The 19,829-nt window shown below is 44.3% G+C and carries 17 protein-coding genes; all 17 read right to left on the bottom strand.

The features are described 5' to 3' along the window. Nucleotides 1-76: 76 nt before the first annotated feature. A complete protein-coding gene (gene rpsO / locus EV213_RS09880) occupies nucleotides 77-346 on the bottom strand; it encodes a 30S ribosomal protein S15 (RefSeq protein WP_133580370.1) in 270 nt (89 codons plus the stop codon). Nucleotides 347-475: 129 nt separating this feature from the next. Next, nucleotides 476-1,435, bottom strand: a complete 960-nt coding sequence (locus EV213_RS09875) for a bifunctional riboflavin kinase/FAD synthetase (RefSeq protein ID WP_133580369.1) — start codon at nucleotides 1,433-1,435, stop codon at nucleotides 476-478. A gap of 44 nt (nucleotides 1,436-1,479) precedes the next feature. Further along, nucleotides 1,480-2,379, bottom strand: coding sequence for a tRNA pseudouridine(55) synthase TruB (truB, locus tag EV213_RS09870; protein WP_133580368.1), 900 nt, complete (start codon nucleotides 2,377-2,379; stop codon nucleotides 1,480-1,482). 95 nt (nucleotides 2,380-2,474) lie between these two features. Then, the gene (gene rbfA, locus EV213_RS09865) at nucleotides 2,475-2,825 is read right to left on the bottom strand and encodes a 30S ribosome-binding factor RbfA (protein WP_133580367.1); all 351 of its coding nucleotides are present in this window, start codon (nucleotides 2,823-2,825) and stop codon (nucleotides 2,475-2,477) included. Nucleotides 2,826-2,993: 168 nt separating this feature from the next. After that, on the bottom strand, nucleotides 2,994-5,213 hold the full coding sequence (gene infB, locus EV213_RS09860) for a translation initiation factor IF-2 (RefSeq protein WP_133580366.1): 2,220 nt from the start codon (nucleotides 5,211-5,213) through the stop codon (nucleotides 2,994-2,996). Between the two features lie 13 nt (nucleotides 5,214-5,226). After that, entirely contained in the window at nucleotides 5,227-5,532 is a 306-nt protein-coding gene (locus tag EV213_RS09855; protein ID WP_133580365.1) for a YlxQ family RNA-binding protein, read from the bottom strand. Continuing rightward, nucleotides 5,529-5,792, bottom strand: coding sequence for an RNase P modulator RnpM (rnpM, locus tag EV213_RS09850; protein WP_133580364.1), 264 nt, complete (start codon nucleotides 5,790-5,792; stop codon nucleotides 5,529-5,531). The genes EV213_RS09855 and rnpM overlap by 4 nt, the downstream gene beginning before the upstream one ends. 19 nt (nucleotides 5,793-5,811) lie before the next feature. Beyond that, nucleotides 5,812-6,936: a transcription termination factor NusA gene (gene nusA / locus EV213_RS09845; protein ID WP_133580363.1), complete on the bottom strand. Its 1,125-nt coding sequence runs from the start codon at nucleotides 6,934-6,936 to the stop codon at nucleotides 5,812-5,814. Nucleotides 6,937-6,955: 19 nt separating this feature from the next. After that, a complete protein-coding gene (rimP, locus tag EV213_RS09840; RefSeq protein ID WP_133580362.1) occupies nucleotides 6,956-7,429 on the bottom strand; it encodes a ribosome maturation factor RimP in 474 nt (157 codons plus the stop codon). A gap of 271 nt (nucleotides 7,430-7,700) precedes the next feature. Beyond that, a complete protein-coding gene (locus EV213_RS09835; RefSeq protein ID WP_133580361.1) occupies nucleotides 7,701-12,002 on the bottom strand; it encodes a PolC-type DNA polymerase III in 4,302 nt (1,433 codons plus the stop codon). A 135-nt stretch (nucleotides 12,003-12,137) separates the two neighbouring features. Beyond that, nucleotides 12,138-13,832, bottom strand: a complete 1,695-nt coding sequence (locus tag EV213_RS09830; protein WP_133580360.1) for a proline--tRNA ligase — start codon at nucleotides 13,830-13,832, stop codon at nucleotides 12,138-12,140. 145 nt (nucleotides 13,833-13,977) lie between these two features. Beyond that, a complete protein-coding gene (gene rseP / locus EV213_RS09825) occupies nucleotides 13,978-15,240 on the bottom strand; it encodes an RIP metalloprotease RseP (protein ID WP_133580359.1) in 1,263 nt (420 codons plus the stop codon). A gap of 348 nt (nucleotides 15,241-15,588) precedes the next feature. Further along, nucleotides 15,589-16,377 carry a phosphatidate cytidylyltransferase gene (locus EV213_RS09820; protein WP_133580358.1) on the bottom strand — a complete coding sequence of 263 codons (789 nt, stop codon included), beginning with the start codon at nucleotides 16,375-16,377 and terminating at the stop codon, nucleotides 15,589-15,591. Between the two features lie 16 nt (nucleotides 16,378-16,393). Further along, nucleotides 16,394-17,176, bottom strand: coding sequence for an isoprenyl transferase (locus EV213_RS09815; protein ID WP_133580357.1), 783 nt, complete (start codon nucleotides 17,174-17,176; stop codon nucleotides 16,394-16,396). A 323-nt stretch (nucleotides 17,177-17,499) separates the two neighbouring features. Next, nucleotides 17,500-18,057, bottom strand: coding sequence for a ribosome recycling factor (gene frr / locus EV213_RS09810; protein WP_133580356.1), 558 nt, complete (start codon nucleotides 18,055-18,057; stop codon nucleotides 17,500-17,502). Nucleotides 18,058-18,059: 2 nt separating this feature from the next. Next, on the bottom strand, nucleotides 18,060-18,782 hold the full coding sequence (gene pyrH, locus EV213_RS09805) for a UMP kinase (RefSeq protein WP_133580355.1): 723 nt from the start codon (nucleotides 18,780-18,782) through the stop codon (nucleotides 18,060-18,062). 136 nt (nucleotides 18,783-18,918) lie between these two features. Further along, entirely contained in the window at nucleotides 18,919-19,803 is an 885-nt protein-coding gene (gene tsf, locus EV213_RS09800) for a translation elongation factor Ts (RefSeq protein WP_133580354.1), read from the bottom strand. Between the last annotated feature and the right edge of the window lie 26 nt (nucleotides 19,804-19,829).

Raw genomic sequence — 19,829 nt, 5'->3', positions numbered from 1 at the left:
CCAAATAAAACAGTCTTTATTGCTTTTCATCTGTACGTATGGAAAAAAGCGGGTGTCGCCACCCGCTTCTCGTACATTATCGGCGTAAGCCAAGTTTTTGAATCAATTCACGGTAACGCGTTACGTCGTTTTTACGAAGATAGTTCAACAAGTTACGTCGTTTCCCTACCATCTTCAAAAGACCGCGGCGTGAGTGATGATCCTTTTTGTGCTCGCGCAAATGTTCATTTAATGAATTGATTTGCTCCGTAAGGACAGCCACTTGAACTTCAGGAGATCCTGTGTCCTGATCATGCGTTTTGTACTCCGCAATAAGTTCATTTTTACGTTCTTGTGTCAATGCCATCCTATCCACCTCCTTTATAACAATATCCCCATCCTCCTAGCATGAGCTGGTGATTCAGATGCCAAGAAAAGGTTCACGGATAAGGATACCGATATTTCTACAAAAAAGCAAGAGGTATTCATTTTTCTACTAATAGTTATGCGTTCCACTCGTGATCTCTCTAGCGTCTTGCCGATCTTTGTCAAGCTGAGCGATCAGGTCATCAACAGAAGAAAATTTCTGCTCAGAGCGCAAGTATGCGAGCCATTCAACCGTGATTTCTTTGTCGTATAGGTCGTCTGCAAAATCAAACAAATGCACTTCAATTGACGGCATGTCTGTTTTCTTGTCACCATGGAACGTCGGCTTGTAGCCAATATTGCACATGCCACCTTTTTTCCCTTCAAACGCTTCAGATGAAACCAAAACCGCATACACGCCTCTCCCTGGGATCAATGAATTCTCAGAGGCGACAATGTTTGCCGTTGGTATACCAATCGTTCTTCCTCGACCTTCACCAGTTGTCACTGTGCCAGTCAATTGATAAGGTCGACCAAGCAGCTCTGTTGCCTTTTTCATATCGCCTTGACGGATGCACTCACGAATACGGGTGGAGCTGATTTTTTCTTGGTCATCATTTTCAGAGGCTACAGTAGTGACAGCAAAAGAGCGCGATGTATCATTTTGAAGCATGTCCATTGTCCCTACGCCTCGATGTCCAAAAGAAAAATCAAAACCTGCCACAACATGCGAAACATTCAAATCATCAATAAAATGAGAGATAAACGCTTCTGGCGAGAGCTTGGCCAGCTCTTCATTAAACTCAATGATATACAATTCGTCAACGCCACAGGCAGCAATTAATTTTCTCTTCTCATCAGAAAGGGTTAAATAACTTACGTGCTGTTGGTCACGAAGCACAACTGAAGGATGAGGTGAAAATGTCAATACAGCACTTTTTATGTCGTTTCTTTTAGCCTCTTCAACAGCTGTTGCAATCACCTTTTGATGACCGAGATGAACGCCATCAAAAAAACCAAGCGCTAGCGTTTTTGCCTGCCTCTGCTCCGCAGTCCATGCGGATGGATACGTTATGTTGTATGTCTTCATGGGATTGCGCCACCTTTGCTTGCGTTTAAATTAGCTCGTTTTACTCAATCATTCGTTAATACAATCATTTTGTCTGGTTTGACCATACCCGGTTTTTCAGGATGATGAATATAGACGGCAATCACTGATGAATCAGGTGTTTCTATACAAAGCTTGTCTGTAAATGAAGGCAATTGCTCAGCAAGCAGCACAGCCCCATTTTTAATGCTCGGCGTCACAGCTTCCGTCGCTTGCCAAAAAGGCAAATCGGCTAAAGCATCTTTTATAGACATAATGGTATACGTCCCAGCCTCTATACTGTCAAACGTCGTGCAATCTTGCAATGTAAAAGGCCCTGAAGAAGAGCGAACGAGTGTTGACATATGCGCTGGATACGCTAACTTTTTTCCAATGTCTACAGCTAGTGTACGTATGTACGTCCCCTTAGAACATTCGACACGGACCGAGAACGTACACCTTCCATCGTTTGTGACTGGCGCAGAAAGCAAAGCGATGTCATAAATGGAAACCTCTCTAGAAGGACGTTCCACAGTAATGCCTTCTCGTGCGTATTCATACAAACGTTTCCCATTGACCTTAACTGCAGAATACATCGGTGGAGTTTGAATGATGGTTCCCTGAAACGACTCCAAAGTTAACATAATATTTTTTTCGTTAACTTCTTCTGGATGTATTGCGACTTCTTCGATGATATCGCCTTCAGCGTCCTCAGTAGATGTTGAAAATCCTAACGTAATTTCAGCCTCATACGTCTTATTATGACCTGTCAAATATTCAACGAGCTTTGTGCCTTTCCCTAGACAGATGGGAAGCACTCCAGTCACCTCGGGATCCAATGTCCCGGTATGCCCTGCTTTTTTAACGCCAAGCAGACGCTGCACCTTCGAGACGCATTGTCTTGAGGTCATTCCTGCTGGCTTTAACAGTGGCAAAACGCCATCCATAGCAATGGCCCCCTTTAATTATCATCAAAAAAACAGGCGCCCTTTGCCTACGCCTGTCTTTGTCTTGGCTTTTTAAAGCTATAAGACCTACATTCTTAATGATCACGCTGATTTAAATCAGCGAGTAAGTGTTCAATTCGATTTCCATAAGCTACAGAATCATCAAACTCAAAGGTGAGCTCAGGTGTTTTTCGCAAGCGGATACGCTGCCCAATTTCTGAGCGGATAAAACCTCTTGCCTTTAGTAAGCCTTGAAGCGTATCCTTTTTCTTGTCGTCATCGCCAAGAACCGAAATATAGACCGTTGCAAGCTGTAAATCACCTGAAACTTCTACATCCGTCACAGTAACGAATCCGACTCGGGGATCCTTGATTTTTCGTCCCAGAATATCACCAAGTTCTTTTTTCATTTGCTCAGCCACTCGGTTTGCGCGGAGATTTCCCACGTATTATCCACCTCACTTTTCGAAACATTGACCCTGCTCCTCTTTGCTCGCCCGCGCCATATACTTAAAAGATACCCATCCCTTGTCGCAGTTATCCCTGCGACAAGGACAGGCCAGCGAAGCGAGAATTCAGACCAGTTGTGAGCCTTTTGCGATCAAGAAAAAAATTTATCTAGCGATCTCTTCCATGATATACAGTTCAAAGATATCGCCTTCTTTAAGATCGTTGAATTTTTCAATTGTGATACCACACTCGTAACCTGTCGCGACTTCTTTGACATCATCCTTAAAACGTTTAAGGGTGTCAATTTTTCCTTCGAAGACAACAACTCCGTCACGTACGACGCGCAAGCCTGCATCACGAGTCACTTTGCCTTCTGTCACATAACTTCCAGCGATGGTTCCCACTTTAGATACTTTAAACGTTGTACGCACCTCTGCTTGACCGATCACTTTTTCCTGATACTCTGGATCAAGCATGCCTTTCATTGCAGCTTCTATTTCTTCAATCGCTCGATAAATGACATTGTGTAGACGAATATCAACCTTTTCCTGCTCTGCTGTTTTACGTGCATTCGAATCAGGACGAACGTTAAAGCCAATGACGATCGCATTGGAAGCAGAAGCCAAAATAATATCCGATTCTGTAATGGCACCCGCACCTGTGTGGATGATCTTGATGTTGACGCCTTCCACATCAATTTTTTGCAAAGAGGCTGCCAATGCTTCAACTGAACCTTGTACATCCGCTTTAACAATCAAATTAATTTCTTTCATTTCACCTTGCTTGATTTGTTCAAACAAATCGTCAAGACTGACGCGTGTTTTTTCATTACGCGCTTTATCAATTTGTTTTTGCGCACGCGCTTCTCCGACCTGACGCGCCGTTTTTTCATCTTTAAAGACAATAAATGGATCTCCTGCAAGCGGCACATCATTTAACCCAGTGATCTCAACTGGCGTCGATGGCCCCGCCGATTTGATTCGACGTCCGAGGTCGTTAACCATCGCACGTACACGACCAAAAGTATTGCCAACAACAATCGCATCCCCGACGTTAAGTGTACCCTTTTGAACGAGTAACGTAGCAACAGAGCCTTTCCCTTTGTCAAGCTCGGCTTCAATGACAGAACCTTGAGCCATCCGATCTGGATTCGCCTTGAATTCTTCGACCTCAGCAACGAGGAGAATCATTTCAAGAAGCTCATCAATGCCTTCTCCTTGTACTGCTGACAGTTGAGCGAAGATCGTTTCGCCGCCCCATGCTTCAGAAACAAGGCCGTGCTCTGTAAGCTCCTGCATCACACGGTCTGGGTTTGCACCAGGCTTATCCATTTTGTTCACGGCGACAATAATAGGCACCTCTGCGGCTTTCGCATGGTTAATCGCCTCAACCGTTTGTGGCATAACACCATCGTCTGCCGCAACAACAAGGATCGTAATGTCGGTTACTTTTGCACCACGAGCACGCATTGTTGTAAAGGCTGCGTGTCCAGGAGTGTCAAGGAAGGTAATTTTCTTGCCATTCTCTTCAATCTGGTAAGCACCAATATGCTGCGTAATGCCTCCAGCTTCAGACGCTGTCACTTTTGATTTTCGAATTGCATCTAACAAAGTCGTTTTCCCATGGTCAACGTGTCCCATAATCGTCACAACTGGTGGACGAATGGAAAGATCTTTTTCTTCATCTTCCGTGTCGTATGTGGAGAGAGCCGTCGTGTCAATCACAATGATTTCTTCCACCTCAAACCCATTTTCCTCAGCAATGAGTTCAATTGACTCTTTGTCTACATCCTGATTAATCGTCGCCATAACGCCCAATTGCATCAGTTGTTTAATAAGCTCAGCAGGTTCTTTTTTCATTTTTTCAGCCAATTGCCCGACGGTTAAGGAACCGGAGTACTTGATGACCTTATTTTCTGGCTCTTTAGGCTTAGCAGGTTGTTGTGCTGGCTGCTGATTACGTTGCTGCTGGTTGTTCGGGCGATTTTTATTGCCTTGGTTCGTGCGATTACGGTTTTGATTAGGGTTATGGTTTTTTTTCGGCTGGAAGTTTGTTCCTTGACCAGCAGGGCGCTTATTTGCGTTGTTTTTATTATTGCTGTTGTTGGTATTGCTGCTGTTTTGATTCGGACGTTGACCCGGTTTTTTCGTTGTAGACTGGTTCTTGTTGTTGTCTTTTGCCGGGCGAGCCGATGTAGATTTCTCTACTTTCTTTGCTGCTTCTTTTTTCGGTTCGTTTTGCTTTTCCAATTGGGAAACCACTGACTCATCTAGTGTGGACATATGGTTGGCCACCTCCACATTTAATGACTTTAACTTCTCGATGACTTGCTTGCTTGACATATTGTGTTTTTTGGCATATTCGTAAACACGGGTTTTACTCATCGATTCACCTCCGCTAGTTTTCATCGAACATACGGATGATCTTGTTTGCGAATCCTGTTTCGATGATTGCTGCAACGACTCGCTCATGCTTGCCAAATGCGTGGCCAAGTTGATAACGGTCTTCAGCATAACGAATCGGAACGCTATAATGCGTGCACTTGTCTTCAATTCTTTTCCGAGTTCCTTCAGATGTATCAAGAGAAAGCAAAACGAGCTTCGCTTTGCGGTTTTTTATTTCTTGCAGCACTGCTTCCTCTCCAATGGTGCATTTCCGCGCTCGATAAGAAAGGCCAAGTAGATTCAAGATCTTTTGATTCATAGTCGCACTCTTTCTAGAAGTGCATCGTAAATTGAATCAGGCACGTCTGCTTTTAAGTGATTGGAGAGCATATGCTTTTTTTTCGCTTTTAGGATTGCTTCTTCGTCGAGCTTAAGATAGGCACCACGTCCAGATTTTTTTCCTGTGTCATCAATGAAGATATCGCCTTCAGGAGTTCTAACAATCCGTACGAGTTCCTTCTTAGGAACGAGCGTTTGTGTAGCGATGCATTTTCTCATCGGTATTTTTGCCTTTTTCATGCCCGTTACCTCCTAAAAGCTACTCCAAAATTTGGCCGCCAAAGCTTGACGACTGCTGATCTCCTAATGTCTCTGTTAGCAAAGGCTCATCATCCGTAAGAAGCCCTGCCTCACGAGCATCAGTTTCACTTTTAATATCAATTTTCCAGCCAGTAAGTTTCGCTGCAAGTCTGGCATTTTGCCCTCTTTTACCGATCGCTAACGACAACTGATAGTCCGGAACGATCACTGTTGTTGCCTTGTCTTCCTCATTGACAATCACTTTGAGCACATTGGAGGGGCTTAACGCATTAGCGACATAAATGACAGGGTCATCTGACCAACAGACAATGTCAATCTTTTCCCCTTTCAACTCATTCACGACCGCTTGAACACGTTGTCCCTTTTGTCCAACACAAGAGCCTACTGGATCAATATCTTTGTCCTCAGCGTGGACAGAAATTTTCGAGCGATCTCCTGCTTCTCGTGATACCGACTTAATTTCAACCGTGCCATCATAGATTTCAGGAACTTCAAGCTCAAACAAACGCTTAAGCAACCCAGGATGTGTACGAGAGACAAAGATTTGCGGGCCCTTTGTCGTTTTTTCTACCTTCGTTATGAACACCTTCACACGATCGTGAGGCTGGTAGTTTTCGGTTAGCATCTGCTCGCTAGGTGCGAGTAGGGCCTCGACCTTTCCAAGATTCACATAGACAAATCGAGTGTCCTTACGCTGGACAATGCCTGTCATGATATCCTCTTCGCGGTCAATAAACTCATTAAAGATGACGCCTCGTTCCGCTTCACGAACACGTTGCGTGACAACCTGCTTTGCAGTTTGAGCAGCAATACGCCCAAAGTCCTTAGGCGTAACCTCGATTTCAATCACATCGCCTTCTTCGTATTGTGGCGATATGCTTCGAGCCTGTTCGACAGTCATTTCTAAACGTGTATCCGTTACTTCTTGAACAATGTCTTTGCGGGCGAACACCTTCATCGAGCCGTTTTGTTCATTGAGGTCCACTCGAACATTTTGCGCTTGATTAAAATTTCGTTTGTAGGCAGAAATAAGCGCGGCCTCAATCGCCTCGAGCAAGATATCCTTGCTGATGCCCTTCTCCTTTTCAAGCACTGTCAATGCATCCAACAGTTCGCTCGACATAATGGTTTTTTCCCCCTTTTTAAAATGTCACAGCCAATCTTGCTTTGGCGACTTTATTTGTTGGTATCTCCACTGTTATCTCTCTTGTTTTTTCCATGTAAATGAGAGTTAACTGCTCCGAATTATAGCTTTCAAGACGGCCTTCAAACGCCTTCTGTCCAGCAATAGGTTCGTATGTTTTTATATGCACTTGAGAGCCTAATGCACCGATATAATCCTGCTCCTTTTTCAGTGGCCGTTCTGCCCCTGGAGAGGACACATCCAAAAAGTAAGGGACATTGACCGGATCAAGCTCATCAAGCTGTGCGCTTAGGCGTTCATTGACATTGCTGCAATCTTCAATATCAACGCCTCCCTCACGGTCAATGTATACCCGTAGATACCAATGTTTACCCTCTTTAATAAACTCTGTATCAACAAGCTCTAGTCCCATTTCCTTTAAAATAGGTAAGGCTTGTTCTTCGGTTAGTTCTGTAATGCTTTTTTTACTCATTTTTGGTTCCTCCTTTTCGAGGGCACAATGGCAGACTCGCCAATTGGCAGGGCATTGCAGGACCTTACCATGAAAATCCCCTGCTTTTGTAAAAGCAGGGAACAAGGCAACAGTCGTTCACGATACGTAATACGTACACAAGGTAAAACGAAAGAGTGGGGAGCACCCACTCTTTTAGATTCCACTTATTCATAGTCTTACCAAGAAAACTATATCATAACCCACTCCCTCATGCAAGAGAGCTACACTCTCTAGCGTTCAGGCAATGCGGTTAAAAAAGCGACAGCTGGTTTTGATCAGGCAAACCTTCCAAACATCCTTGCTGATCTAAAAACTCAATGACAGTTTTTGATATTTTACTGCGCTTTTGTAAATCCTCTTTCGAAAGGAACTCACCATGCTCGCGAGCCGCAACGATACTCAAGGCCGCATTTGTTCCGAGTCCTGGCAGTGCGTTAAAAGGTGGTAAGAGCTGGTCGCCTTTAACGATAAATTCAGTTGCACTTGATTGATATAAGTCCACTGGCAAAAAGGAGAACTTACGCTCACACATTTCAAGCGCAATTTCCAACACTGTGTATAGTGCTTTTTCTTTCGGTGCGGCATCAAAGCCTTTAGCGTGAATGTCATCAAGTCGTTTTTGAATGGCATTAGAGCCCTTCCGCATCGCATCAATTTCAAAATCATCCGCGCGCACCGTAAAATAGGCTGCATAAAACAAAATCGGATGATGGACTTTGAAATAAGCAATGCGGACCGCCATTAACACATAGGCCGCTGCATGGGCCTTCGGGAACATATATTTGATTTTTTGACAGGAGTCGATATACCAGTCCGGTACGTTGTAGGATTTCATGGCTTCAATCCATTCCTCCTGCAGTCCTTTGCCTTTCCGAACAAACTCCATAATTTTAAACGCAAGTGATGGCTCAAGGCCTTTGTGCATCAAGTACACCATAATATCATCCCGGCAGCCGATGACATCGGACAACTCACACGTGCCATTGTAAATTAATTCATTGGCATTGTTTAGCCACACATCGGTGCCATGAGAAAGACCGGATATTTGCACGAGCTCTGAGAAGGTGGTTGGCTTTGTTTCTTCAAGCATCTGGCGCACAAATCGCGTACCAAACTCTGGTATGCCAAGCGTCCCCGTCTTGCATTTGATCTGGTCTGCTGTCACACCGAGTGATTCTGTGCCTGAAAAGATTTTCATCACTTCTGCGTCGTCTGTAGGAATCGTTTTCGGATCCATTCCACTTAAGTCCTGAAGCATACGAATGACTGTCGGATCGTCGTGCCCAAGAATGTCCAATTTCAACAAGTTGTCGTGAATTGAATGGAAATCGAAATGAGTTGTCTTCCAGGCGGATTCTCTATCGTCGGCAGGAAATTGCACTGGTGTGAAATCATAAATGTCCATATAGTCTGGCACAACGATAATGCCACCTGGATGCTGCCCGGTCGTCCGCTTTACGCCCGTACAACCACTCACAAGCCGATCAATCTCTGCCCCTCTCAGCTGAAGTTCAAAATCGCCGGCAAAGCCTTTAGAATATCCATAAGCGGTTTTTTCAGCGACCGTACCGATCGTCCCTGCCCGAAAGACATTGTCATCCCCAAACAGTTCTTTCGTATAGTTATGAGCTCGTGGCTGATACTCTCCCGAGAAATTCAAATCGATATCAGGTACCTTGTCACCTTTAAAGCCAAGGAAGGTTTCAAACGGGATATCGTGCCCGTCCTTTAGCATGGCGACATCGCACGAAGGACAGTTTTTATCGACCAAATCAAACCCTGAGCCTACAGAACCATCTGTAAAAAACTCTGACTGCTGACAGCTTGGACATACGTAATGTGGCGGAAGGGGATTAACCTCGGTAATTTCCGTCATTGTCGCAACAAAGGACGAACCAACGGACCCCCTTGAGCCAACGAGGTAGCCATCATCAAGCGATTTTTTAACAAGCTTATGTGAAATTAAATAAATAACCGAAAACCCATGTCCTATGATGCTTTTTAATTCTTTTTCAATTCTAGCTTCGACGAGCTCAGGCAATTGCTCCCCGTAAATGGCCCTAGCGCGGTCATAGCTCATTGAACGTACTTCGTCATCTGCGCCTTCAATCCGTGGTGTATAAAGATCGTCCTTGATCGGCTTAATTTCTTCAATGCAATTGGCAAGCGCTCTTGGCGCATGAATAACAATTTGCTCGCGGACGTCTGTTGGCAAAAAGGAAAAAGCCTCCATCATTTCGTCTGTTGTGCGAAAATGCACATCCGGCAACGTTTGTTTATTTAATGGATTTGCTCCACCTTGAGAATGAATCAAGATTTGCCTGTAGAGCTTGTCATGGGGAGCAAGATAATGCACGTTACCCGTTGCAACAACAGGCAACTCCAGCTCAGCTCCTAGCGCTACAATGTTTTTAAGAATTTCACGCAGCTTCAATTCATCCTGCACAAGCTCTTTTTCAAGCAGATGTCCGTAATTTGCTGGCGGCTGCACTTCGAGGTAATCATAAAAGCTCGCAATGTCCTTCACTTCCTCGTAAGGCTTTTGCATCATCCCTTCGAACACTTCACCACGATCACAGGCAGAACCAATGAATAAGCCTTCCCTATAAGCCTCAAGCTTAGAGCGTGGAATTCTCGGAACTCTATAGAAATAATCAAGGTGCGAAATGGAGATGAGCTTGAACAGATTTTTTAAGCCCTTCTCTGTTTGCGCTAGGATCGTCACATGAAATGGACGTGAGCGCTGATAAGCGTTTCCCTCACCCATATAGTTATTGAGCTGGTCATGAGAAACGATGTCTCTTTCGTTCGCGTCTTTTAACAGCTTCCAAAACAAATAACCTGTCGCTTCCGCATCGTAAATGGCTCTATGATGCTGTGTCAGATCAATGTCAAACTTTTTACAAAGCGTATTGAGACGATGATTTTTCATCGTTGGAAAAAGGAAGCGAGCCAATTCTAGCGTATCGATAACGGGGTTGCCTGCTTTTTCTTCTCCAGCTTTTTTTAAAGCCGCATTTAGAAACCCCATATCAAAACTTGCGTTATGCGCGACGAGAATATCATTTTTAATCCATTGTTTGAAATCGACGATGACTTGATCAATCTCTGGGGCGTTTGCCACCATTTCATCTGTGATGCCTGTTAAATCGATCGTTGTAGCCGATAAGGGATGATGTGGATTTGCAAAGGCTTCAAAGCGATCGACAATCCCACCATCCTTCACTCTCACTGCCGCTAACTCGATAATCTTATCGTAATTGGCAGAAAGACCGGTTGTTTCGACATCAAAGACGACAAAAGTGTCGTCTTTTAAGACGCGTGGCGCTGGGTTGTATGCAATTGGCACACCATCATCAACCACATTGGCTTCAAGCCCATACATCATCTTCACACCATATTTTTTGGAGGCCGCATACGCATCTGGAAACGATTGAGCTACCGCGTGGTCCGTTACAGCAATGGCTGGGTGCCCCCAAGCTGCCGCCTGTTTAACAAGTTCATCAATTGAACTCACAGCATCCATCTGACTCATTGGCGTATGAAGGTGGAGCTCTACTCGTGTATTCTCTTCATCATACGTATCATGGCGTTCAATTAATGGCTGGATCTCATTAATGTCATTGGCAATCATCACAAGGTCACGAACGTACGTATCATCCTGAACGCCACCTCGCACCTTTACCCACATTCCCTTTTTCACATGCTGCAGTTGAGGAACATCTTCTTTGTCACGAGAAAACATTTTTACGAGGATGGAATCCGTATAGTCTGTGATTTTAAAGGTCAGCAGTGTTCTTCCGCTTCGCAATTCCTTCGTTTCGGCATCGAATATATACCCTTGCGTAACGATACGACGTTCTTCCTCTTGAATGCTTTGAAGCTGGACAGGCTCCTCCTTGATCGGATAGCCGATAACCAATGGCCCCTTCTTGACATCTGAGCCTGCTTGTTGTTCTTTTTTTCCTTTATCTTCTAAGGCTTTTCGTGCTTTTGTTTCATCCTCTTCCTTACGAGCCGAAACAAACTTTTGAAAATCTTCCTCCGTTTCGGATGCTTGAAATGCAATTGAAAACGATTGAAACCCAAGTTTTTTGCAAAGTCCATCACCAAAGGCCTTAAGCTTTCGGTTCATAAGCTCTGTTTCTGCATTATTTGCCGTTGTTATCCACATTGTGGCCTCTTTAAATGAGGGCTCGCTTTGCAGCCTTGAGGCCAACCCAGGCACTTCCTTCGCCATCCATTCTGACATGACCGACCAGTAAGAGATAAACTCTTCTCCTTTAAGTTCATACGCTTCATCAATTGTAAGGCTAACATCAATTGTAGCGATTGCCGAAAACGCATGATCCAATCGTGTCCGTAGTTCTCTGTATGTAGTGCTTGGCATACAAACCGGAAGCCAAAAGTCAAAATGCCATTGTTTGCTTTCTTGATGCACAGTGAGTTTTTGAATGCGACCGCCTGTCAGCCTCTGTTTCTCTTCTTCTGGCATGCCGATTTGTGTTAAAAGCATTGAAAATCGTTCTTCCCTGATTTCGATATCCTGCATCGTCACCACTCCTCTCTACACCAATGAGTAACGTTGCTCAAAAACATCCTTATGCGGAAAAAAGGACTGTCTTTTCTGAAGTGCACCATTCGAAAGACACGAATGCATGCTCAGAAAAGACAGTTCCGTAGATGATTATTGGAGCTTGCTTTCGATATCGTCGACGGCCACTACCACCTTTTCTGCATGGGCGACACTCATCTCGACGTTACGTTCAACTGCTTGTTTACCAACGATGATTCGCTGTTGAATGCCGATCAAATCAGCATCAGCAAATTTCACGCCTGCACGTTCTTTTCGATCATCATACAGTACGGCAATGCCTTGCTTTGTCAACGTTTCGTAAATCTCATCGCCCAATTTGACTTGGTCAGCGTCCTTTACATTCATGACAAGCAAATGGACCGCGAACGGCGCGACATTTTCTGGCCAAAGGAGCCCTTGTTCAACATTTGATTGTTCAGCAATCGCAGCCATTAATCTTGAAACACCGATGCCATAGCAGCCCATGATCACGGGAATGCTTTTCCCGTTTTGGTCAAGAATCGTGGCATTCATTGCGGTGCTGTACTTCGTTCCTAGCTTAAATACATGCCCGACTTCAATGCCACGAGCAAAACGAATTGTCCCTTTTCCGTCTGGCGAAAGATCGCCCTCAACCACATTGCGAATGTCTGTATATATTGCGTCACCAGCTGGGGCAATATCGCGCCCTGCATGAACACCTGTATAATGCCAGCCGTCTTTATTGGCGCCGCAATTGGCATCAGAAAGCGCGGCTACAGCATGATCTGCAACAATGCGTACATCTGATGAAACGCCAATCGGCCCTAAGGAACCGTGCGAGGCGCCCATAAGAGAAACCGTTTCCTCTGCCGTAGCAAATTCCAAAGAGGGAACGCCTAAAAAGGCAGCGAGCTTGACCTCATTCAATTCATGATCACCACGGAGCAGAGCGAGGATATAATCCTCATCTGCGCGGAGCAATAAGGTTTTGATGCATTCCTGTTCAGGCTTATTGAGAAATGCAGCAATGTCCTTGATTGTTTTTTGATCTGGTGTTTCAATCTCTTGTAACGGCTTTGGATCAGGTAACGCGTTGACTGGCGGAACAGCGAACGTGGCCATCTCAATATTCGCTGCATAATTGGATTCGTCTGAATAGGCAATGGTATCCTCACCGATGTCTGCAAGAGCCATAAATTCATGGTTGTCTGTTCCACCGATCGCACCAGAATCCGCAAGGACTGCTCGATAATTCAAACCGCATCGTTGACAAATTCGTTCATAAGCAGCAAACAAAGTGTCGTACGCTTCATCCAATGATTCCTCTGTGGCGTGAAACGTGTAGGCATCCTTCATCAGGAACTCGCGTCCACGAAGCAATCCAAAACGAGGGCGAAGTTCATCTCTATATTTTGTTTGAATTTGGAACATCCCTAGAGGAAGTTGCTTATACGAGTTGACCTCATCCCGCAAAAGCGACGTAATCATTTCCTCATGCGTGGCGCCAAGGGCAAACTCACGACCATTTCGATCCTCCAAACGCATCAGCTCAGGTCCGTACACACTCCAGCGTCCCGATTCCTTCCAAAGATCGGATAGCTGCATGGCAGGCATCAACACCTCTGCAAGGCCGGCAGCTTCCATTTCTTCTTTAATAATTTGCTTCACCCGTTCAAGCACACGAAAACCTAAAGGCAAAAACGAATAGATGCCGGCTGCATTCTGACGGATATAACCCGCTCTGAGAAGCAATTGGTGGCTTCTGGCATCAGCATCTGCCGGTACATCACGTAACGTTGGTATGTAAGTTTGCGATTGTTTCATTATGAACACCTCTATTATGTATGACTTGTCTTATTATCGAACGTTTGAACTCTACGTCACTTGAAAAAAAGAAGCTCCACCGCCAGCTTCATTGTTTACTGCAGCAGAGAGCCCCTTCTTTTTTAGTGCCATTGTTCATTGACGACTAAAACAGACGTTGTATATCGTTCCAGGTGACGACGATCATGAGCAGGAACAATAAGGCGAATCCAACAAAATGAACAAAGCCTTCTTTTCCTGGATCAATCGGTTTGCCTCGAACAGCTTCAAGAAGAATAAACATGATTCGACCGCCGTCTAATGCTGGCAACGGCAACAAGTTAATAATGCCCAAGTTAATACTTAAAAAAGCGGCCCAACGAACAAGGGTGATCATCCCAGATTCAACAAACGTGTTGGTTTGATCATAGATGCCTACAGGACCAGACAATGCCTCAATGGAGAATTGCCCAGTGACGAGCTTTCCAAGAGCGGATAGTATTTGTTGACCGAAAAACACCGTCTCTTGAATACCGCCAGTAATGGAACCAATGATCGAATGCTCCATCATTGGCGTCACTCCAATAATCCCTACAGGCTGATCTTGTCTCATTTCTTCTTTAGGCGTTACAGCCACTGTCATTTCATTTCCATCGCGATCAATGGTAAAGGAAAGCTCCTGATTAGGACGCTCAATGACATAAGCTTGGATATCCTGCCAACTCGCAATAGGCTGATCATCAATTGCCGTAATCCGGTCTCCTTGCTGCAAACCTGCTTGTACTGCCGCACCATCCTCAAGTGCATTACCGATGACAGGTGTATCAGAGGCCGTTCCTGCAAGAAGTCCAACAACAATTAAAAGAATCGCTGCTAAGATGAAGTTCATCATCGGACCTGCAAAAATTTGCATGAATCGCTGCGGAATCGACTTTGATGCAAATTGACGATTGTATGGAGCAATCTGTGTTGCTTGATCGTCCACAACAAACATCGCTTTTTCATGCACTTGATAGGTTTGCACTTGTTCTTCATCATCAAGACCATGCTCACTGCCCCGAATCACTAACTTGTGATTCAGATCTACCTCTTCCACTTCAATGATGCGCGCATTTTGGTGCTTCGACTTGTTATTTACGATAATTTTCGTAACCAAGCCTTCCGCATTTTGCTCAATCGCAATATGGTGACCTGGTTTTATTTCGACAATTTCAGGGTCTTCCCCTGCTACTCGTACAAAACCACCAACGGGTAGCATTCGGATTGTGTACAATGTCTCATTGCGGAAAAACGAGAACATTTTTGGCCCCATGCCAATCGCAAATTCTCTCGCAAGCATCCCTGAACGCTTGGCAAAAATTAAGTGCCCCAGCTCATGAAAAAAAACAAGTGCACCAAAAATAATGATAAACGCAATAACCGTAGTCAATTAGATTCCACCTTTGCCTTGAATGTCCATATCGTAAGGAGGGCAAAAAGAGAGGAAAACCGATGAATCATGCGATCGCCGGATCCTGAGGCTTTTTGAACAACCTTCCAAGCAGAGCGAATAAAACGGACGTATCAATGGATACATCGAGAAAAAACCATTTGATGCCTCCATACATTCTAGAACCTCATAATGATCCCCGTCAATCATCCGTAGCGTCGCTGTCTTTCAATCACAGTGTACCCTTTTTTGCTTGTCGAGTTCAAGCGTTGAAATGGGATGCTCGATTGAAAAAACCTGCTCCCCTAACTCTATGCTTGGCATGCCTCGTCCATGTCAATTCCTCTTCTATAACATATGCAACAAATAAAGGATCGGCAAAATGAATATCAAACTGTCAATTCGATCTAAAACACCACCATGACCTGGAAGCAATTTACCTGAGTCTTTGACACCGAAATGACGTTTAAATGCGGATTCTGCCAAGTCGCCCATTTGCCCAGCAACACTCAAGACTGCTGTAATGACGAGACCCACCCAAATGGAGTCATAGATAGGGTGCCACAAAAACAGCAGAAACGATACGGCCAACGCACATAATATGCCTCCAACAAAGCCTTCGGTTGTTTTGTTTGGTGAAATGTCAGGCCACAACTTATGGCTACCTATCGATTTACCAACAAAATAAGCTCCGGTATCGGTCGCCCATACAATGAGCAATGCGTAAAGAATATAGGGCAGCCCAACGGCACGCAGCTCGATAAGATAGTATAAGCCCATACCAACGTATAGAGCACCAAACAGCACAAAAGACATGTCTTCTATCGTCACTTTGTTTTTTGACAACACAGTAAGTGTGAGAAGCAAAAGAATAGATAAAGTCAGAATTTCAATTTTAGTAAACTCACTATTTTCAAACGGCGCTGAATATGCACTGGGAATAAGGACGAGCCAAATAAGAACAGTTGAAATCAAGCCGTGAAGAGAGAAAAAATTGAGCCGTTTCATTTCAAAAAATTCATACAAACATAATGTTGCAATACAATACACGAGCAGTGTAAATGGAATACCACCTAAAAATAAAAGTGGTACAAACAAAAGCAACAAGAACACTGCTGTTAAGATTCGAATTCTCATCCCAGTCCCATCCTTATCAAACGCCTCCGTACCTGCGACCTCTTCTTTGATATTGAATTATGGCTTCTAATAGATTGCGGTCTTTAAAATCTGGCCAGAAGACATCTGTAAACCAGAGCTCTGTATACGCAATTTGCCATAGCATAAAATTGCTTAAACGCAATTCTCCGCTGGTTCGAATAAGTAGATCAGGATCTCTAAGTGCTTTCGTTGCCATATAAGAAGAGATCAGGTCCTCGGAAATATCGTTGGCGGAAATTTTCTTGTCCTGAATGTCTTCAGTCATGTCACGGAAAGCTTCGACGATTTCCTGTCGACTTCCATAATTCAGCGCAAAATTTAAAGTGAGCCCATTATTGTAAGTCGTCTCACCAACCATTCGCTCTACTGCCCTTACGGTAGCGCCTGGGAGTTGATCTTTCTTCCCAATAATCTTCACCTGAACATTTTCGGAAATAAGTTCGGGCAGGAAGGTTCCGAGAAATTCCTCAGGAAGACCTAACAAATAATCCACTTCCGTTTTTGGGCGTTTCCAATTTTCCGTTGAAAAAGCGTAAAGCGTGAGTGTTTCGATCCCAAGTCTACTTGCGAGCCGAACAATACGGCGAATGGCCTTCATCCCCTCATGATGCCCTGCAATTCTCGGGAGTCCTCTTTTTTTTGCCCATCGACCGTTGCCATCCATAATAATGGCGACATGTTTTGGCAGCTTTTGAGGATCCACTTCCTCGACCGTCCACTCTTGGTCTTGCTTTTGATTCCCTTTATTGCTTCTCCAATTAGAGAGTTTTTCTAGCATATGGATCCCCCACTTTGACTGATTTCGATCACTATGACGGGTGGTGTCTCTATCGAAATCCCCTCTCCCCAGGCACGGGTCTTTACTTTAGGCAAGGCTGGCTTTCAACTATATCACTATCACCTATTTTACACATATAAAAAGGAGGTGTGCAACCTGGCCGCGTGGCTGGTTTTGCATACCCCCCTGGCTGATGCTTAGACACGCGTGTGTAACGATCGTGATAAAACGTGTTTTAAAAGGTGTTTAGCCGATCAATGAATCCGCCTTGTAAGGTATCGTTGCAGCCATAAACGACCTTTCCTTTTCCTAAAGCTTTGTGGTTACACTTCTAGCATTTCTTTTTCTTTTTGTTTAATGGTGTCATCAATGTTTTTCGTCGAATCATCGGTTAGCTTCTGAATATCTTCATTATAACCTCGAAGCTCGTCTTCAGTAATATCACCATTTTTTTCGATCTTCTTCAATTCATCATTGCCATCTCTTCTAATATTACGCACAGATACTTTCGCATCTTCGCCATATTTTTTTACGACTTTGACAAGCTCTAAACGGCGCTCTTCCGTTAATGCAGGAATCCCGATACGTACGACCTGACCGTCATTCGTTGGCGATAAACCTAAATCAGCTTTTTGAATCGCTTTTTCAACATCTGTAATGCTCGATTTGTCAAAAGGTTGAATGACGAGCAAGCGTGCTTCAGGAGCAGAAATGGTCGCCAACTGGTTCAATGGAGTCAATGCGCCATAGTATTCCACTTGTACCTTATCAAGTAAACTAGGTGTAGCACGACCTGCACGAACGGTTGCAAGCTCCTTACGCAAGGCCTGCTCTGTTTTGTCCATCCGATCCTTCGTGTTTGCAATGATTTGCTTTGCCATCATTATTTCCCCCTTACAACAGTGCCAATATTTTCTCCAAGCACCGCCCGTTTAATATTTCCTTCTTCCATAATCGAAAAAACTAACAGTGGAATGTTATTGTCCATGCATAGCGATGAAGCGGTGGAGTCCATGACCCCTAATCCACCTTTTAAGAGGTCCAAATAGGAAAGCTCATTGTATTTCTTGGCGTTCGCATCAATTGATGGATCTGCAGAATAGACGCCATCCACTTTGTTTTTCGCCATTAAAATCACGTCAGCTTCAATTTCTGCTGCACGCAAAGCTGCTGTCGTATCCGTCGTAAAGTACGGATTTCCAGTGCCTGCTGCAAAAATAACGACTCTTTTTTTCTCAAGATGACGAATCGCTTTGCGGCGAATATACGGTTCTGCTACCTGTCTCATTTCGATGGACGTCTGAACACGCGTCTGAATCCCAATATTTTCTAGGCTGTCTTGAAGCGCAAGAGAGTTCATGACGGTCGCAAGCATACCCATGTAATCTGCGGTGGCTCTGTCCATACCCATTTCACCACCGACTTTTCCTCTCCATATATTGCCAGCGCCAACAACGACAGCGACTTCGACACCAAGTTCGACAACTTCCTTGACTTGCAAGCTGATGGACTGCACAATTTTCGGGTCGATGCCAAAGCCTTGATCACCAGCAAGTGCTTCCCCACTAAGTTTTAATACAATTCGTTCATATTTCGCGTTGTTCATACGGACCTCCATCAAGGCATATTCTATTTCTTATCTAAGAATCTCAATCTGACTTTGCTTCTAAGTGTGAAAAAGGGGAACACAATGTGTTCCCAACTCTTCCTTTGCAGACGGGTTCTCCGTCTGTCACACGAACTTACTTATTCACTTGGTTCATCACTTCTTCAGCGAAGTTGTCTTCACGCTTTTCAATACCTTCGCCGACTTCATAACGCACGAAGGAATCAACTTCAGCGCCTTTAGAAGCTAAGTATTTTCCTACTTTTGTATCTGGGTCTTTGATAAACCCTTGGTCTACAAGACAGATGTCTTCGAAAAACTTGTTCAAACGGCCTTGCACCATTTTTTCAACGATATTTTCAGGTTTTCCTTCATTAAGAGCTTGTTGCTTAAGGACTTCTTCCTCTTGCGCAACTTCTGCTTGTGGAACTTCATCTCTTTTTACGTAACGTGGGTTTATCGCAGCCGCGTGCATGGCAACGTCCCTTGCTACCTGCTCATCAGCAGTGTTTTTAACAACGGACAGTACGCCGATGCGTCCACCCATATGCAAATAGCCGCCAAATACATCGCTGTCTTCTTTCGTTAACACAGTAAAACGACGCAATGAGAGGTTTTCACCAATCTTTGCAATGTTTGAATTGATAAATTCTTGGACTGTCGTACCTTCAGAAGAAATGGTTGTTTTTAGTGCCTCTTCAACACTTCCAGGCTTCTCAGCCAAGAGATGTTTAGCAAGCGTTGCAATCATTTGCTTGAAACCATCATTTTTAGCAACAAAATCAGTTTCAGAGTTTACTTCAACGATAACGGCATTGTTGCCTTCTGTTTCGATATACGTAAGTCCTTCAGCCGCAACACGGTCAGCTTTTTTCGCTGCTTTTGCGATACCTTTTTCACGAAGATAATCAATTGCTTTATCCATGTTTCCGCCAGTTTCGGTTAATGCTTTTTTGCAGTCCATCATTCCTGCACCTGTTTTTGCGCGCAGTTCTTTTACCATTTGTGCTGTTACAGCCATAGAATATTCTCCTTTGCTAGATCATC

It is taken from the genome of Aureibacillus halotolerans (genome assembly GCF_004363045.1).
In the GTDB taxonomy this organism is placed as follows: Bacteria; Bacillota; Bacilli; order Bacillales; family DSM-28697; genus Aureibacillus; species Aureibacillus halotolerans.
Note: the sequence above shows the minus strand (reverse complement) of the source record. Positions and strands in the feature narration are given on the sequence as shown.

What these genes read in the sequence shown, in the direction of transcription:
- EV213_RS09855 (WP_133580365.1), bottom strand. Translation starts at nt 5,532, where the DNA reads ATGAATCAAAAGATCTTGAATCTACTTGGCCTTTCTTATCGAGCGCGG.
- infB (WP_133580366.1), bottom strand. Translation starts at nt 5,213, where the DNA reads ATGAGTAAAACCCGTGTTTACGAATATGCCAAAAAACACAATATGTCA.
- EV213_RS09820 (WP_133580358.1), bottom strand. Translation starts at nt 16,377, where the DNA reads ATGAGAATTCGAATCTTAACAGCAGTGTTCTTGTTGCTTTTGTTTGTA.
- nusA (WP_133580363.1), bottom strand. Translation starts at nt 6,936, where the DNA reads ATGTCGAGCGAACTGTTGGATGCATTGACAGTGCTTGAAAAGGAGAAG.
- EV213_RS09830 (WP_133580360.1), bottom strand. Translation starts at nt 13,832, where the DNA reads ATGAAACAATCGCAAACTTACATACCAACGTTACGTGATGTACCGGCA.
- EV213_RS09815 (WP_133580357.1), bottom strand. Translation starts at nt 17,176, where the DNA reads ATGCTAGAAAAACTCTCTAATTGGAGAAGCAATAAAGGGAATCAAAAG.
- rpsO (WP_133580370.1), bottom strand. Translation starts at nt 346, where the DNA reads ATGGCATTGACACAAGAACGTAAAAATGAACTTATTGCGGAGTACAAA.
- rnpM (WP_133580364.1), bottom strand. Translation starts at nt 5,792, where the DNA reads ATGAAAAAGGCAAAAATACCGATGAGAAAATGCATCGCTACACAAACG.
- rimP (WP_133580362.1), bottom strand. Translation starts at nt 7,429, where the DNA reads ATGAGTAAAAAAAGCATTACAGAACTAACCGAAGAACAAGCCTTACCT.
- truB (WP_133580368.1), bottom strand. Translation starts at nt 2,379, where the DNA reads ATGGATGGCGTTTTGCCACTGTTAAAGCCAGCAGGAATGACCTCAAGA.
- pyrH (WP_133580355.1), bottom strand. Translation starts at nt 18,782, where the DNA reads ATGAACAACGCGAAATATGAACGAATTGTATTAAAACTTAGTGGGGAA.
- EV213_RS09875 (WP_133580369.1), bottom strand. Translation starts at nt 1,435, where the DNA reads ATGAAGACATACAACATAACGTATCCATCCGCATGGACTGCGGAGCAG.
- tsf (WP_133580354.1), bottom strand. Translation starts at nt 19,803, where the DNA reads ATGGCTGTAACAGCACAAATGGTAAAAGAACTGCGCGCAAAAACAGGT.
- frr (WP_133580356.1), bottom strand. Translation starts at nt 18,057, where the DNA reads ATGGCAAAGCAAATCATTGCAAACACGAAGGATCGGATGGACAAAACA.
- EV213_RS09835 (WP_133580361.1), bottom strand. Translation starts at nt 12,002, where the DNA reads ATGCAGGATATCGAAATCAGGGAAGAACGATTTTCAATGCTTTTAACA.